Below are 14,511 nucleotides of genomic sequence, written 5' to 3' on the forward strand. Positions count from 1 at the left end.
CTATGAATTCGCGAATTGAACTCCTGCACCGACGGCTCGACCAGAATGGCGTGAAACGCACGGCGATCCGCAAACGCCCGAACGGCGACGCGGCACCGCTATCGGACGCCCAGCACAGGATGTGGCTGCACCAGAAACTGCATCCCGCCAGTGGCGCCTACAATGTCTGCATCCGCATCGACCTTGCCGGCGCTCTCGATGTGTCCAGACTGCTCGCCGCGCTCGCCGCAGTGGTCGATCACCACGAAATCCTGCGCACCACCTATCCGACGGACGCGAAAGGCCAGCCCTACCAGCGAATTCACGCCCAATTATCCCCTGAGGTGCATATCGTCGAACACGGCGACCCCGAGCGCGTGGCGCGCGACAGCGCCTGCACACCGTTCGACATCGCCTCCTCCGGGCCGCTTCGTGCGCATCTGGTCAAGATAGATGAAGCCAGATGGTCGCTGGTGCTGACGGTACATCATATCGTCTGGGACGGCGGATGCTTCGGTGTTTTCAGTCGGGATCTCAGCCTTGCCTATCGTGGGCTGGCGATCGAGCCCCTGTCGATCCAGTATGCCGACATCACGGCGCATCGGACCCCCCCCAATTCCGACGCAGACCTCGAGGCGCAGCTCAGCTACTGGCGTGAAACGCTGACGCCATTGCCGCCGGCTTTGCCCCTGCCGACCATCCAATCGTCCGGCCCCCGCACCAGCGAAAGGGCAAGCCGCCTGGATCGCGTCATGCCGACCGACTGCGCCACGGGCTTGCGCGCGGCGGCCGCCAGCCTCAAGACAACACCTTTCGCCGTTTTCATCGCCGCCTATGCGCTCCTGCTCCATCGCTGGACCGGAGCATCCGATATCACTATCGGCACGACTGTCGCCAATCGGCATGAGCCGGGAAGCGGCGCGCTGATCGGCAACTTCGGGAACACGGTCCTGCTGCGTCTCGACGTGTCTGCGGACGCAACGTTCCGCCAACTCGTCAGGCAGACGGCGCGTGTCGTGACAGACGCGGTCAGCCATGGCGACGTCTCGTTCGAACGAATCGTCTCCGCGCTCGCGCCTGTGCGCGAGGCCGGCCATGGCTTCTTCACCGACACGCTCGGCCTGTTCCTCGACCGCGACATCGGTGGTCCCGACCTGCCCGAGGTCGAGGTTCGATGGAGCAATGTGTTCAATGGCTCCTCTCCGTTTGCCCTGACCTTCCAAGGCTTTCTGACAGGCGACGCTCTGGAGGTGGAAGCGACGTTCCGCAGCGAGCTTTTTGCGACCGCCACCGTGCTCGACATGCTCGACCATCTGGAATCGATACTGCTCGCGGCGACTGCCGACCCCGCGCAGCCTTGCTCGACCGTCAGCCGTCAGCCGGCCCCGCAGCATGACCGCCTTCTCCGGCTTTCCCGCGGAGCCGAGATCGATCTAAACCCGGTTTCCGTCCTCGACCATTGGCGCCGCCAGGTGAAGAGCAAGCCCTCGCGAATTGCGCTCGTCAGCGGCTCGGATCGTTTCCGTTTCCTCGAGATCGACGAACAGGCCAATCGACTGGCAGCGCACCTGATGGCGCGCGGCATCCGGGCGCAGGATGTCGTTGCGGTCGCTGCAAGGCGCGGATTGATCACCGTCGTCGCGCCGCTGGCGATCTGGAAATGCGGGGCGATCTTCCTCCCGCTCGACCCGCGCCATCCCGAAGCCCGCTTGCAGAAGCTCGTTCGTTCCGCGAATGCAAAACTCCTGATCTGCGATTTCGACGTCGCGATCGATAATCTGCCCGTCGTCTCCATCGACGCATTCATGGCTACGGCAACCGAGCCTGCCATCGATCCCGGCCACAGCCCCCATCGGCTTGAAGCAGCCCATATCGGCTTCACATCGGGATCCACCGGCCAGCCGAAGGGCGTCGTGACCACGCATGGCTCGCTGGCGGCTCGCACCGCCTGGGTATCGGACCATTGGCCCGGGGGCGTGGGCGGCACCCGCCTTGCCAAGAGCGCGCCGACGGCGATCGATGCAACGGCGGAGCTCTGCGAAGCCTTCGTCACCGGCGAATGCATCGTTCTTGCGACCGATGACGAAGCCAGGGATGCGGCAGCGCTCGCTCGCCTTCTGCAAGCCCACGGCATAGGGCACTTCATGGCGGTACCGGGGCTGATCGGGGCCGTCGCGATCGCCGCGCCGGATGTTATGTCCGACAGGGATCGGGTTCTTTCCACCGGCGAGGCCCTCCTTCCCGGCGTCGCGGCCTCCATCTACCGGACAGCCGAAAGCGTGCCGCTCTACAATTCCTATGGATGCACGGAAACCACCGGAGACGTCACGGCCGGAAGGATAAGCAGCAAAGATGCCGCAAACGGCGTTATATCGATCGGCCGGCCGCTCCCCGGGTCCTGCTGCTACGTGCTGGCCGCAGATCTGACGCTGTCTCCGCCGGGGGCGCTCGGCGAACTCTATGTCGCAGGGCAACAGCTCGCCCGCGGCTATCTTACCCAGCCGGCATTGACCGCGACCCGGTTTATTGCCAGCCCCTTTGCCGGGCACGACCGCTTGTACCGCACCGGGGATCTCGTTCGCTGGCGCGAAGACGGGCGGCTTGAGCTCGCCGGCCGCGTCGATGATCAGGTCAACATACGCGGCTACAGGGTAGAGCCCGACGAGACCGTCGCGGAGCTTTACGCCGTCCCCGATGTGAAAGAGGCGGCCGTTCTGCCGCGTAGGATCGGATCCACCATGGAACTCGTCGCCTATGTGTCGGGCGACGGCCTGCGACCGCAGGACGGGCTGAGTCTCCGCGCAGGGCTGGCCGATCGCCTGCCGGGCCCGCTTGTCCCGGCCGAGGTGGTCGTGCTGCCGTCATTGCCGCGGCTCGAGGGCGGCAAGATCGACCGGCAGGCCTTGCCGCGGGGGGTGGTCGCGCCGGATGATTCATCGAGACCGCCGCGAGACGATCGCGAGAAAAATCTGACGCGCATCCTGGCGGAGCTTCTCGGCTGCGGGTCCGTCGGCATCGATGACAACTTTTTCACGCTTGGCGGAGATTCGCTGATGGCCTTGTCCTTCGCGGCCTGCGCCAACGCTGCCGGATTCGAATTTCCGGCGGCGGCGGTGTTCCAGTATCCGACCGTCGCCCAACTGGTCGAGCAGCTCCCGCCATCGGTCGAAGAACAGGCGAAGCCCATCTCTCTTCCGGCGCAGGTACATCGCTTCCGGCTTTCCGGCTTGCCCCTGTCCGAATTCGTGACGTGGGAGCCACTTCGAGGTCCAGCCAAGCCCGCACGTTTGCGCGCGGCGCTGGCGGAAGCCATATCGAGCCATCCGACGCTTCGACAGGCGATTGCCGCCAGGGGACGACTGTGGCGCGCCACGCGGATGGCCGGGGACGGGTCTGGCGCCAAGGTCATCGAGATCGCGAGTTCCGACCCAGCCAGGGTGATAGAGGCGGCGCGATCGGCGATCGATATTGCCGCGGGCGCCGTGATTGCCGTAGTCCTCACCCCCGATGCCGCCCTGCTGGTCGCGCACGCCGCCGCGATCGATGGCCTGTCGCTGAGGCGAATAGCCGATGACATCGATAGACACCTTGCGGCGGAACACGCCATGCCGACGCGCGCCGATCACGCGAGCGGTCGCGGTCAAGCCGCGATGCATCCTTTCGCGCCGGTTCCAGCAACCATCCACCACGACTGGCAATCGATCATTGACCTGGGCCCGAAATGCCCATGGTGGGTCGGACCGGACGAGATCCTGTCAAAGGGACCTGATGTCAGGGTTAGGGCCGCGATGGACCTCGCCGCTGAAACTCTTCACATGCATGCCCTGCTGTCTGCCGCCCTCGATGTCTCCAAAGGCGATCTCGTCGTTGCGGATGTCGAGGTCGAGCCCGACGGGATCGGCCCACTTCTTGCGGCGCCCGTGCTGGGGCGCGCTGGCGCCCGGGACGCACCCGGCGACGGGGGCTCGTATATCGCCTTTATCGATCGCCGCAGGCCTGTCGCGGGTGGGCCCGGCCTTCTCGTACGGCGTACCGTCACGCCGCGATCGTGGCCGGACGCCGGCATGGTCCGGGGTACGGATCGCCTTTACCGGATTGTCGCATCCTGGCAGGAGATCGAAGGCCAAACCGAGTTGGAGATCGCGGCCGGCGATGCGGACATGGCGCGGGCACTGATGAACGCGTGGATCGCTGCAATCTCCCGTCAGGATTCAGACCGTGCGTAGTGGCGACCTCAATACGCCGCTGGCCACACATCTGGCACAATTCACGCGCCATGGACGTTGCCACAATTTTCACGCGGTGCCGTGGCCAGCCATCCTTGAGGCTGCATCCCCGGAATTCGCACAGCAGTATCGCGCAATACTCGGCGCCGACCTTTCGCGGATAGACGCAAGTTGGTCGGGCAGCGCCGTTGATTCGTTCTTCACACCCCACGGGCCGCTTGCCGACGCACAACAAAGGACAGCCAGGGCATTCGGCGCCGATGCAACGTTCTTCGGCACCAGCGGCACGACGACCAGCAATCAAATCGCCCTGGAATCTCTCCGCTTTCCCGGCGCTGACGTGCTGATAGACTGCACAGCTCACCAATCACTGCTCTTTGCTGCCGAGGGAATGAACGTCGTGTCCTCGCCTTGCGCCGGCACGGTGGAAAACCCGTGCATCGACATTAAGGAAACAGCGAGGCTGCTTGCGCGACGCGCCTCCGAGGGTCGACCATTCGATATCCTGGTGCTTTCAGCCACAAATTACGATGGTCGAAAGCTGCGTCTTGATCGCGCTCTGCCGGTCATGGTCGCATCGTCTCCGACGACGGCAATCGTCATCGATGAAGCCTGGTCGGCACTGCACGCGTTTGTTCCTTCGCTTGTCGATTCCACCGCCCTTGCCGTTGCTTCCCGTCTGCCACTGCTCGCACCCGTCCTGGTGACGCATTCGGCGCACAAGACGATGGCAGCGCTGCGTCAGGGTTCCTATCTCCACGTCCTCGGCTCTTCCTCCGATATCGAGAAAGTGCGCCTGGCGCGGTATCGCATTCACACCACCTCCCCGTCATGGCCGATCCTGACCTCGCTCGATCTTGCGCGCGCGCATGCCGAGCAATTCGGCGCCACCGAGTTTGCCAATGCCGTCGTCCTCAAGACGAAACTCGAAGCAATGCTGCGCCAAGACCCTGTCACCGCCGACATTCTGGCGTCCCCGTCGCTTGGCCCCTACTACGAGCTTGATCCGCTGGTGTTGTGCCTTCTTGTCGGGCCGCGCTCGCGTATCATCAGGGATCGGCTCTTAAGCGAATACCACGTGCTCGTCACGGTAGCCGGCGATCATCTCGTCGTGCGTCTGCATTTTGGCGTTACCGAGTTCGATCTGCTTGCGCTGATGAAAGGCCTGTCGCTGCTGGCGTCGGAATTCAGATCGCCACCACCCACTCCACGGCCGGCCGGCCCGCAGGATTTCGTGCCCGCCATTGGCTCGCATAGCCGGAACTATATCATTCCCTATCCTCCCGGCGTTCCGCTAGTGAGGCCTGGAGAGCTCTGGACGGACCGGCACGCCAAGGCGCTTACACAAGAAAGAGCGCGAGGGTCTGAAATCTATTGCCTGGCAGCAGGCGGCGGCGGCACGCGTCGCGCCACGGGTGCGGTCCCTGTGGCGCTCGACCCGATAGTCAGTCCGGCCACCGAGGACGAGCCCATGTGACCGAGGCTTTTTGCGACAGTTTGCCGGCAACCGAAGCCGCCCTTCATCCCATGCGACGCCTATCCGCAAAGACGACTGGCCAGCCGGGTCTCGACACCTCATTCGACGGCCTTCGCCGTGATCAGACAGGAGAAATGAAATGATGTTTTCGGATCGCAAGCAGCAGCTTTTGCTGCAACGGCTGGCGGGCGCAGGTCTTCTGCACTCGGAGCAATCCGTCGCCAACGATCGCCCGCGGCGCGAAGAGCGCGACGGGCCCGCTGTCCTTTCCAACGCGCAACGGCGGATGTGGTATCACTCCCAGCTTGCCGAAGGGTCCGCGGCCTATAATTTCTGCCTGGTGCTCCGGCCGGACGAAGACGCATCCCTTTCCGTCCCGGCCCTGACCGCAGCGCTGGAGCAGGTAATGCTCAGACACGAGATATTACGGACGAGGTACCGGGCCGGCGCCGACGGTGCGCCGCAGCAGGTCATCGAGCCCTATCTTGCGCCGGACGTGACGGAGATCGATCTGACGCCGGCATCGAACGAGTTTGCCGGGACGATCGAGGAAAGGCTGGACGACCTCGCATGCCGGGCCCGCGACCAGCCCTTCGATCTAAAGGTTGATGCGCCCCTGCGCGCGCTGGTGGTGCGAAGCGGCGCGGCTGTTATCGCCATCATCCTCGTCCTGCCCCACATCGCCGGAGACGGAGGGTCATTCGGAATCGTGCTCGCCGATCTGGAGCGGGCCTATGGGCATGGCGCCGGATCGGATGCGTCGCCGCCTGCGTCCAGCATCCGCTATTCGGACTATGCCTTGTGGGAGCAGCGGCATCTCGGCGATCCCAAAACACCGGCGAGCCTGCATGCCCGCCAACTGCGCTTCTGGGAGACCCAGCTGGCCGACCTTCCCGCGGAGATCCCGCTTCCCTTCGACCGCCCTCGCCCGACTACACCGAGCTTCTCCGGCAGCCAGGTGAGGGAATGGCTCGGGGAAGGGTTGTCGGCAGCCCTGCGGCGAATGGCCGGAACCTACGGCGGTACGCCACTTGTCGCGCTACAGTGCGCCGTCGCCGTTGCTCTCGGCCGCGTGGGCGCCGGACAGGACATTCCCCTCGGCGCCGCAGTCGACCTACGCCATGATTCCTCGCTCGACCAGCTCGTGGGCTTCTTCAGCAATACGGTGGTCGTGCGTGTCGATCTAGGGCGGGATTCCGAATTCTCGGAGCTGTTCCAACGCGTCCATGACACCGGCCTCAAGGCCCTCGACAACAGCGATGCACCCTTTGAAAGCGTCGTCGAGCACATCAATCCGCCGCGCGCCGTCGCGCGAAATCCGCTCTTCGGCGTCATGGTGACCGCCACCAGACCCTGGCCCGTTCTGCGGTTCGGCGATACGACCCTGCGTCTCGAGGAGCCGCGGCAGACCCAGGCGAAGTTCGATCTGACCTTCGTCGTCCATGACGAAGGAGCGGGCGGACGGATCGGCGTGTCGCTGCTCTATGCCCGCGATCTCTTCGATGAAACCACGGCGCGACATCTGCTCGATCTGGTGATCGGCATCCTCGGGCAGGCAGCCCATCACCCACAGTTGCGGCTATCGCAATTCGCGGAATTCGGACACCAGTACTTGACCCCGCAGGCCTCCTCCCTTGCAACGATACTGGCGGCGCGTCAGGGAGCCTCTTCCACTACGATGCGCTCCATCCAGCTGGCCGACGGCGTTCGGCAAGCCGATGTCGTTGCGGCCCTTGTTGGCCTGCTCGGGCGGCACGACGCGCTGCGCCTGCGCCGCGACGCGGAAAACGGACAATGGGACCTTGCCGCCACCGCCCGGCTCTGGGAGGCCCCCGTGCTGCTGGAACAGCCTGCAACCGCCGAGGATGCCGAGCGATTTGTCGCCTGGCTCGAGGTCCTTCCGGGAAGCGATTCCGCCACGCCCAAGCGCTTTCTGCAGCTGCAGGCGCCGGGGCGATGGATAGATGACGAGTCGTGGAACGTGCTGCTGGCGGAGCTCTCTCCGCTGCGGTCGGATGGCAGGTCGACGGCCCCGAACAGGGCCGGATCCTACGCCGACTGGTTGACCCGCACCGCCGACTTCGCGGCGGAGACGGCCATGGTCGCCCATACCCAATCCTGGCTCGACATGCTGGATAAGGCCGCCGATCGCGCGCCGACGGGCGAATTTTCCGACAATCCCTTCATATCGACCGAGCGCCGCATGGCACTCCCTGGACTCGGGGAGAGACCCGATCCGGCGGCGCTCCGGGTTGCCACGATGGCTGCCCTCATCTGGACAAAGCGGCGGGCAGCCGCTCCGCTTCTGCTTGAGATCGATGAAGCCGATCGAGATCGCTTCGCCAACACCACCACGGGAACCGCCGCCGGATGGTGCAGACGACGTTTTCCTCTTCTCGCAGCGGTTCCGCAGGAAGGCGCCGCGGAAAGCCAGCTTTCGCCGCAGCGCATCGAAAGCTTCATCCGCGCCGCCCGTCATGTTCAAGGGCTCGATAATCCCGAGCCGGTGAGCGGCGACTTCGCCGCAAGCTATTTTCTCGCGCGCGACGTCAGCGCCGATGTTGCCGGCGCGCTCGATGATACGCCCCGACCCGACCTGACGCTTACCATCATCATCACCGACGAGGGCGATGCACCGATCTCGTCTGAAGCTGATATCCACGAGGAAGGAGAGCGGTGGACGATCAGGATCGACCTGCGATGCAAGCAGGCATGGCTTGGCATTCGTGCGCGCCGCAGCGCCTCCGAAATCGACGCCCTCATCGACGCGTGGCGGGGCGTCCTTGCGGAATTCCTGGCAGCGGCCGCTCCCGCCGATGGCGGCGGACGATCCGAAGACGACGGAATCCTGGAATTGTCCCCCTGGGATCTGCGGCGTCTCGAGGAATCCTTCGGCACCGTGCGCGCGGTGCTGCCGCTCTCGCCTCTCCAGGAAGGCCTGCGCTTTCACGCCGTCGGCGCAGCGGAAGGCTCGAACGAGGTCTACATATCCCAGACCTCGCTGGATCTCCTTGGCGAAATCGACCCCGATCGACTTCACCGGGCCGTCGAAAAGGCGATCAAACTGACGCCGACCGTTACCGCGGGCTTCGCGGAAATTGGCGGCAGGATGGTGCAGGTCGTGCCTGCCGACGTGAAGATTCCCTGGCGCTTCGAAAGGGTCGCCGACGAGGATCGGGCGAGGCTGATCGCCGACCAGGAATATGCGGCCCAGTTCGATGCCGCCCGTCCGCCCCTGATCCGGTTTGCGCTCATCGGCATGCCGGACGCCGACGCCGGCGGTCTCAATCGGCTTTTGTTGACGGCGCACCATATCCTGCTCGACGGCTGGTCGATCCGCCTCCTCTACCGCCTCATCGTCCAGCTCTACCTGGACCCCGCTGGCACGGCGCCTCCACCGTCCTTCGGGCGCTATCTGCGATGGTTCACGGGGCAGAACATGGCGGATGCCGAGACTATATGGCACCAGGTGCTCGCCGGCAGCGAAGCGACGATCCTCTATCCCGCCGCCCGCGGCCTGGAGGCAAGCGTCGAGCACAGTCATGAGCGTGCACTCTTCATTGACGCCGGAACGACCGCGGCGCTTTCCCGGCTGGCCCGCTCGGCATCCACGACCCTCAGCACCGTCCTCGAGCTTGCGTGGGGCACGCTCCTCATGCGGCTGAGCGGCGCTTCGAACGTCGTGTTCGGAAACGTCGTATCGGGCCGACCGGCGGACATCGAGCAGGTGAGCGAAATCATCGGCCTCCTGTTCAATACGGTTCCCGTGCGTGTGGAGGCCGCGGGACCGCAATCGGTAAAGGCGGTGCTCGGCGCTCTTCACGCGCAAAAGGCCGTTTCCCTTCGTCATTCTCATGTCAATCTCACGCGCCTACAGCAGATCGCCGGGCATAGTCCGCTCTTCGACACGCTCTTTTCCGTCCAGAACCTGCCCGTTTTCGAATCTCCGGGAGACCAGGCCATCCGGATCGGGCATGCCAGTGTTCGCGACGCGACCCATTATCCCCTCAGCATGTCGGTCACGCCGAAGGGCGAGACGATCGATCTGCGGCTGATGTTCCGCAGCGACATCGTCGGGCGGGAGCAGGCCGAGGCGATCATCCATGCCTACGAGCACATATTGAACGCCTTTGCCCGGGATGCGAACCTCCCGCTGCTCGCTGTGAACGCCTTGCCGGAGACCAGCCTCCTGCTGCCGCGATCCATCTCGGGAGAAAACATGGAGATCGGTTCCCTCTCCGTTGCCGATCTGCTCGTCAAACAGGCGCTGGCCACGCCGGATGACAATGCCGTCACCTCCGGCGATGCAAGGCTCACCTTCGACCAGTTGGCGACAGCGGCGCACCGACTGGCGCATCTTCTCCAGGCGCGCGGTGTCTGGCCGGAGCATCGAGTCGCGCTGCTTTTGCCCCGCTCGGAGCTGATGATCGTGGCGCTGTTCGGTGTTTTCGCCGCCCATGCGGCCTATGTTCCGATCGATCCAGAGACGCCCGTCAGTCGGGTCCGCTCGATGTTGGACCAGTCGCAGCCAACCGTCATTCTCAGCGTCAGCGAGATGACGGCGCTTCTGCCTCCCGAATATGCTAATGACCCGCGGGTTGTGCTGCTCGACGACCACGCCACGAAGGCCGAGCTTGAACGCCTCCCGAATACTCTGCCGGAAAGCGAGCGGCCGGCAGGCCTGAGGCATCTGGCCTATATCATCTTCACTTCGGGATCGACCGGAGAACCGAAGGGCGTCGCCGTGCCCTATATCGGGCTCACCAGCATGTTCATCAATCACAGGAAGGCCATCTTTGCGCCTGTTCTGGCCGCCCAGGGTGGCCGCCGGCTGAAGATCGCGCATACGACTTCATTCGCCTTCGACGCGTCCTGGGAGCAACTGCTGTGGCTGCTGGCCGGGCACGAGGTGTATGTGATCGACGACGAACTCCGCCGGGATCCAGACCGGCTGCTGCCGTTATTCGATCGCGAGGAGATCGACGCCTTCGACGTCACCCCGACCTATGGCGGGTATCTTCTGGAGCACGGACTGCTCGAACGGGACCGCCCGCAGGGAAGGGACGGAACCGGCGTCGTCTTCGTCTCGCTCGGAGGCGAGGCGGTCGGCCAGGATCTGTGGACACGGCTGCGGGCGGCGCCAGGTGTCGGCGGCTACAATCTCTACGGTCCGACCGAATATACGATCAACGCACTTGGGGCGGACCTTGCCGAAAATTCCGAGCCGACCGTCGGCCGGCCGATCGCCAACACGGACGCACATATTCTCGACCCGGGACTGCATCCGGCGCCTGTGGGCGTCACCGGCGAACTCTATCTCGGCGGCGTGGGTCTGGCCCGCGGCTATGTCGGGCGGCCCGCGATGACGGCGGATCGCTTTGTTGCAAACCCCTTCGGCAATGCCGGAGAACGGATCTATCGCACCGGCGACCTGTGCCGCTGGCGGCCGGATGGGGGCATCGACTATCTCGGCCGGTCCGACAATCAGCTGAAAATTCGCGGCTATCGCATAGAACCGGCCGAAGTCGAAAACGCGCTGGTCGCGCAGACGGGGGTGAAGCGCGCCGCCGTCGTGGGAAACACCACCCCGGACGGTTCCGTACGCCTCATCGCCTATGTGGTATCCGACGCTCAGGTGGCCGACGCGGACAGCCTGCGCGAGCGGCTCCGGCTGCAACTCCCATCCTACATGGTGCCCGCCGTCATCGTTTTCGTGGAGGACCTGCCTAGAACCATCAACGGCAAGCTCGACATCGCGTCGCTCCCCAATCCGGCGACGGCCGAGGTCCGGACTGCGCTGCCGATCAACGAGACCGAGCGGATTATCTGCGATCTCTTCGCCTCCGTGCTGGACCGCCGGCCGATCGGCCGCTTCGACGATTTCTTCGAATCCGGCGGTCACTCCCTCCTCACCGTCCGGCTTGTCGGCCTGCTTCGCGATGCGATCGGCCCGGGCATCAACGTCCGGCAGATATACGATCACCCGACGCCCGCAGCCCTCGCCCTGTCCCTTGGGACGACACACGGGATCGCCCCTGCGCAGGCAGGCTCCGCCGATGCGGATCGCGAGACGGCGCTCATGCTCGCGGATCTGGTCCTGCCGCCCGACATTGCCGTCCCCGATCATGGGGGCATTAGGCCACGTCCCGCTCTGGCAACCATCAACTCCGTGCTGCTCACCGGTGCCGCTGGTTTCATCGGCTCCTTCATCCTGGCCGAGTTGCTGCGGAATAGCGAGGCCAGGATTCATTGCCTAGTGCGCGCAAGGGATGAGGCGGGTGCCACGGCGCGGATACGCCAGTCGCTGACCCTCCATGGCTTGTGGGACGATGTCTTCGAGCACCGAATCGTCGGGCTTCCCGGCGACCTGTCGCAGCCTCGTCTCGGACTGACTGAGGAGACGTTCGCCGCGCTTGCCGACGATCTCGATGTGATCATCCACAATGGCGGTGCGACGAACGAATTCGATCCATATTCGCGCCTCGCGGCGATCAATGTCGGGGGCGCGAAGGAGATCTTGCGGCTGGCAGCCGGGGGAAGCCGTGTCACGCCTGTCCATTTCGTCTCCACGGCTTCGGTCGTCGCGCGGCGTGGGGCAAATCCCCCCGTCATCGGGGAAAGCACCCGCCTGCCCATCGGCGAGGTGGAGAGTACCGGATATGTCCAGAGCAAGTGGGTGGCCGAAGAGCTGATGCACGCGGCCGCGGCAAGGGGCCTGTCCGTCACCATCCATCGGCCCGGTCGCGTTAGCGGACATAGCGTGACGGGAGCCTGCAGCACCAGCGTCGGCTTCTGGCATTTCATCCGGTCGATGCTTGTGCTTGGGGCAGCGCCCGCCTTGCGATCCGATCGCCTCACCCTTGCGCCAGTCGACTACGTGGCCAAGGCACTCGTTGCGCTTGTCGAGCGCGGGGATCCCGGCGCCACCTATCATCTCTCCAACCGCATGCAGACCAGCATCGGCGCCATTGTGGAGGCGGCGCAAAGGGCTGGCCATCATTTGGAAATCATGCCCTTGGAGGCTTGGCGCGAGCGCCTGGCACAGGCGGCGGAAGAGCGGACGAGGCGGGACGACGACTCCCTGTCGTCCATCCTGCTCCTCGTCGAGCACCTCGACAAGTATGACGGTCCGGCGGTGGAATCGGCGCTCGGCCAGGAAGCAGTCCAGGCCGCCTTGGCCGGCCTGGACATCGCGCCACCGCCGATAACGGATGCTGTGCTCGACCGCTACGTCGAACATTTCATCGCCACGGGCTTCTTTCCTGCCGCCGATGATGGGCGGGCAAGGTCTGCCCTTGCCTAATCGGTGCGATCGGACCTCTGCGCCGTCGACGGACGTGGACGGCGCAGGGACTGGAACAGCGCAGCCGAGCCGGCGCGCGGTTCCAGCATATGGCGATCCAGGATCGCCCATGTCCTGGCAAACCCGCCGCCGGTCTCGAAATCGATCCGGATCTCCGCGTTTTTGGGCATGCATTCGTCCAGCGACTGCACAATCGAAAAGCGCAGACGATCATCGTCGCCGATACCGTCGAAGATGGCGGCGTCGAACCCGAAGAATTGCCGGACAACGGGATGCAATGCCTTGAAGATGGTTTCCTTGGCGGAAAAAATCAGGGTAGCCAAGAGAGCGGCGTCAAACCTCGTCTGCCGAAGAACCCGGTTGCGTTCCTCCGCAGACAGCGCCTCTTTCAAAATCGCGTCGAGAGCAGCGCCCGTCGCCACCTTTTCCACATCGATGCCCACCAGTCTGTTTTCATCGGCAACCAAGAGGCAGACGCATTTCCCGTGCGAATGGCTAATCGACCCGGATATCCCGATCGGCCAGACGGGCGCGCCCTGGTCACCAATAGCGATCGGAACGTTGCCGCGACGGAGGCACTCCAGCGCGGCGCGGGCGAGAACACGCCCCGCCAGAAATTCGCCTTGGCGTTTCGCCACCGCGCCCGCCAGCCTTGAGGGAAAGTCGATATCGCAGGCCACGAACAGCGACGGGCTGTAGGCTTCGACTTTGTAGTCCGCCTCCAGCGCGATAAGCCCGTCGGTCTCCATGCCGAAGACAGCGATCGCGCTCAGGAAGGGGTCTGCACATGCCGGCAGCTGAGAGAGATATCCCGATACAGGCTTCACATACTTGTTTCCGTCATCACGCAGCGTCCCGCCGGAATTTCGCTACGAAGTCCTGTTGCCACCCACGCCATTGATGAGCCAGCGCCATGTCCTGTCAAAATGCGCTTCCACATCTTCACGTGCGCTGAATTCATTGCTGCCCATCATCGCCGCGGCCGTCGGCAACGCGACCATACAGTGAATGAGATGGTTGGCGATATCATTTGCAACCCCCGCGCAGATCGCCCCGGCCTCCTGGGCTTCCTCCACCGTCCTTATCAACTTCGCCATGATCGGATCGGGCTGCGGCGGTATCGGTGCGGTTTTTTCGAACACGACGGTTTCGCTAAAGGTGATCCGCTTCAGCGCGATCAGCTCCGGCTCCATGTTGACGTGCAGAAGCTGCAGCAGCAGGGACTGCAGCCGCTTGAGAGGATCGCCAGTGACCAGCGGCAGTTCCGCGATCTTCGCGACGGCACTTCTGTGGGCGTGCTCGACCACGGCCTCGAACAAGGCCACCTTCGAGGAGAACCGGCGATAGACGGTGTCCTTGCCCGCGCCGCAATGGGCCGCGACCTGCTCCATGGACGTCCCGGCAAACCCCCTGCCCGCGAAAAGCTCCGTTGCGGCAAGAATGATCCGCTCGGCCGCCATATCCTGGAACGCTTTCGGGGGACGGCCCGGCCGCACCACTGCACTCACACTTTTTTCCATTGTCTT

5 protein-coding genes are annotated in these 14,511 nt (G+C 64.4%); 3 read left to right on the forward strand and 2 right to left on the reverse strand.

Annotated features, from left to right (window positions below):
- Window positions 1-2: 2 nt before the first annotated feature.
- From J5289_RS28825 to J5289_RS28835, 3 genes are all read left to right on the forward strand, one after another.
- Window positions 3-4,205 (forward strand): non-ribosomal peptide synthetase, encoded by a 4,203-nt coding sequence (locus J5289_RS28825; RefSeq protein ID WP_209207586.1) that lies wholly within the window; start codon window positions 3-5, stop codon window positions 4,203-4,205.
- Entirely contained in the window at window positions 4,198-5,682 is a 1,485-nt protein-coding gene (locus tag J5289_RS28830; RefSeq protein ID WP_209207587.1) for a hypothetical protein, read from the forward strand. The genes J5289_RS28825 and J5289_RS28830 overlap by 8 nt, the downstream gene beginning before the upstream one ends.
- A gap of 139 nt (window positions 5,683-5,821) precedes the next feature.
- Entirely contained in the window at window positions 5,822-12,985 is a 7,164-nt protein-coding gene (locus J5289_RS28835; RefSeq protein ID WP_209207588.1) for a non-ribosomal peptide synthetase, read from the forward strand.
- Here the strand turns inward: J5289_RS28835 and J5289_RS28840 are convergent.
- Entirely contained in the window at window positions 12,982-13,812 is an 831-nt protein-coding gene (locus J5289_RS28840) for a 4'-phosphopantetheinyl transferase (protein WP_209207589.1), read from the reverse strand. The genes J5289_RS28835 and J5289_RS28840 overlap by 4 nt on opposite strands.
- Before the next feature lie 42 nt (window positions 13,813-13,854).
- Complete coding sequence (locus J5289_RS28845) at window positions 13,855-14,505, reverse strand: TetR/AcrR family transcriptional regulator (protein ID WP_111221317.1); 651 nt, start codon at window positions 14,503-14,505, stop codon at window positions 13,855-13,857.
- Window positions 14,506-14,511 lie beyond the last annotated feature (6 nt).

This window comes from Rhizobium sp. B230/85 (assembly GCF_019355735.1).
Classification (GTDB): Bacteria; Pseudomonadota; Alphaproteobacteria; order Rhizobiales; family Rhizobiaceae; genus Rhizobium; species Rhizobium rhododendri.

Coding starts and splice junctions, on each gene's coding strand:
- J5289_RS28825 (WP_209207586.1), top strand. CDS start 3: ATGAATTCGCGAATTGAACTCCTGCACCGACGGCTCGACCAGAATGGC.
- J5289_RS28835 (WP_209207588.1), top strand. CDS start 5,822: ATGATGTTTTCGGATCGCAAGCAGCAGCTTTTGCTGCAACGGCTGGCG.
- J5289_RS28845 (WP_111221317.1), bottom strand. CDS start 14,505: ATGGAAAAAAGTGTGAGTGCAGTGGTGCGGCCGGGCCGTCCCCCGAAA.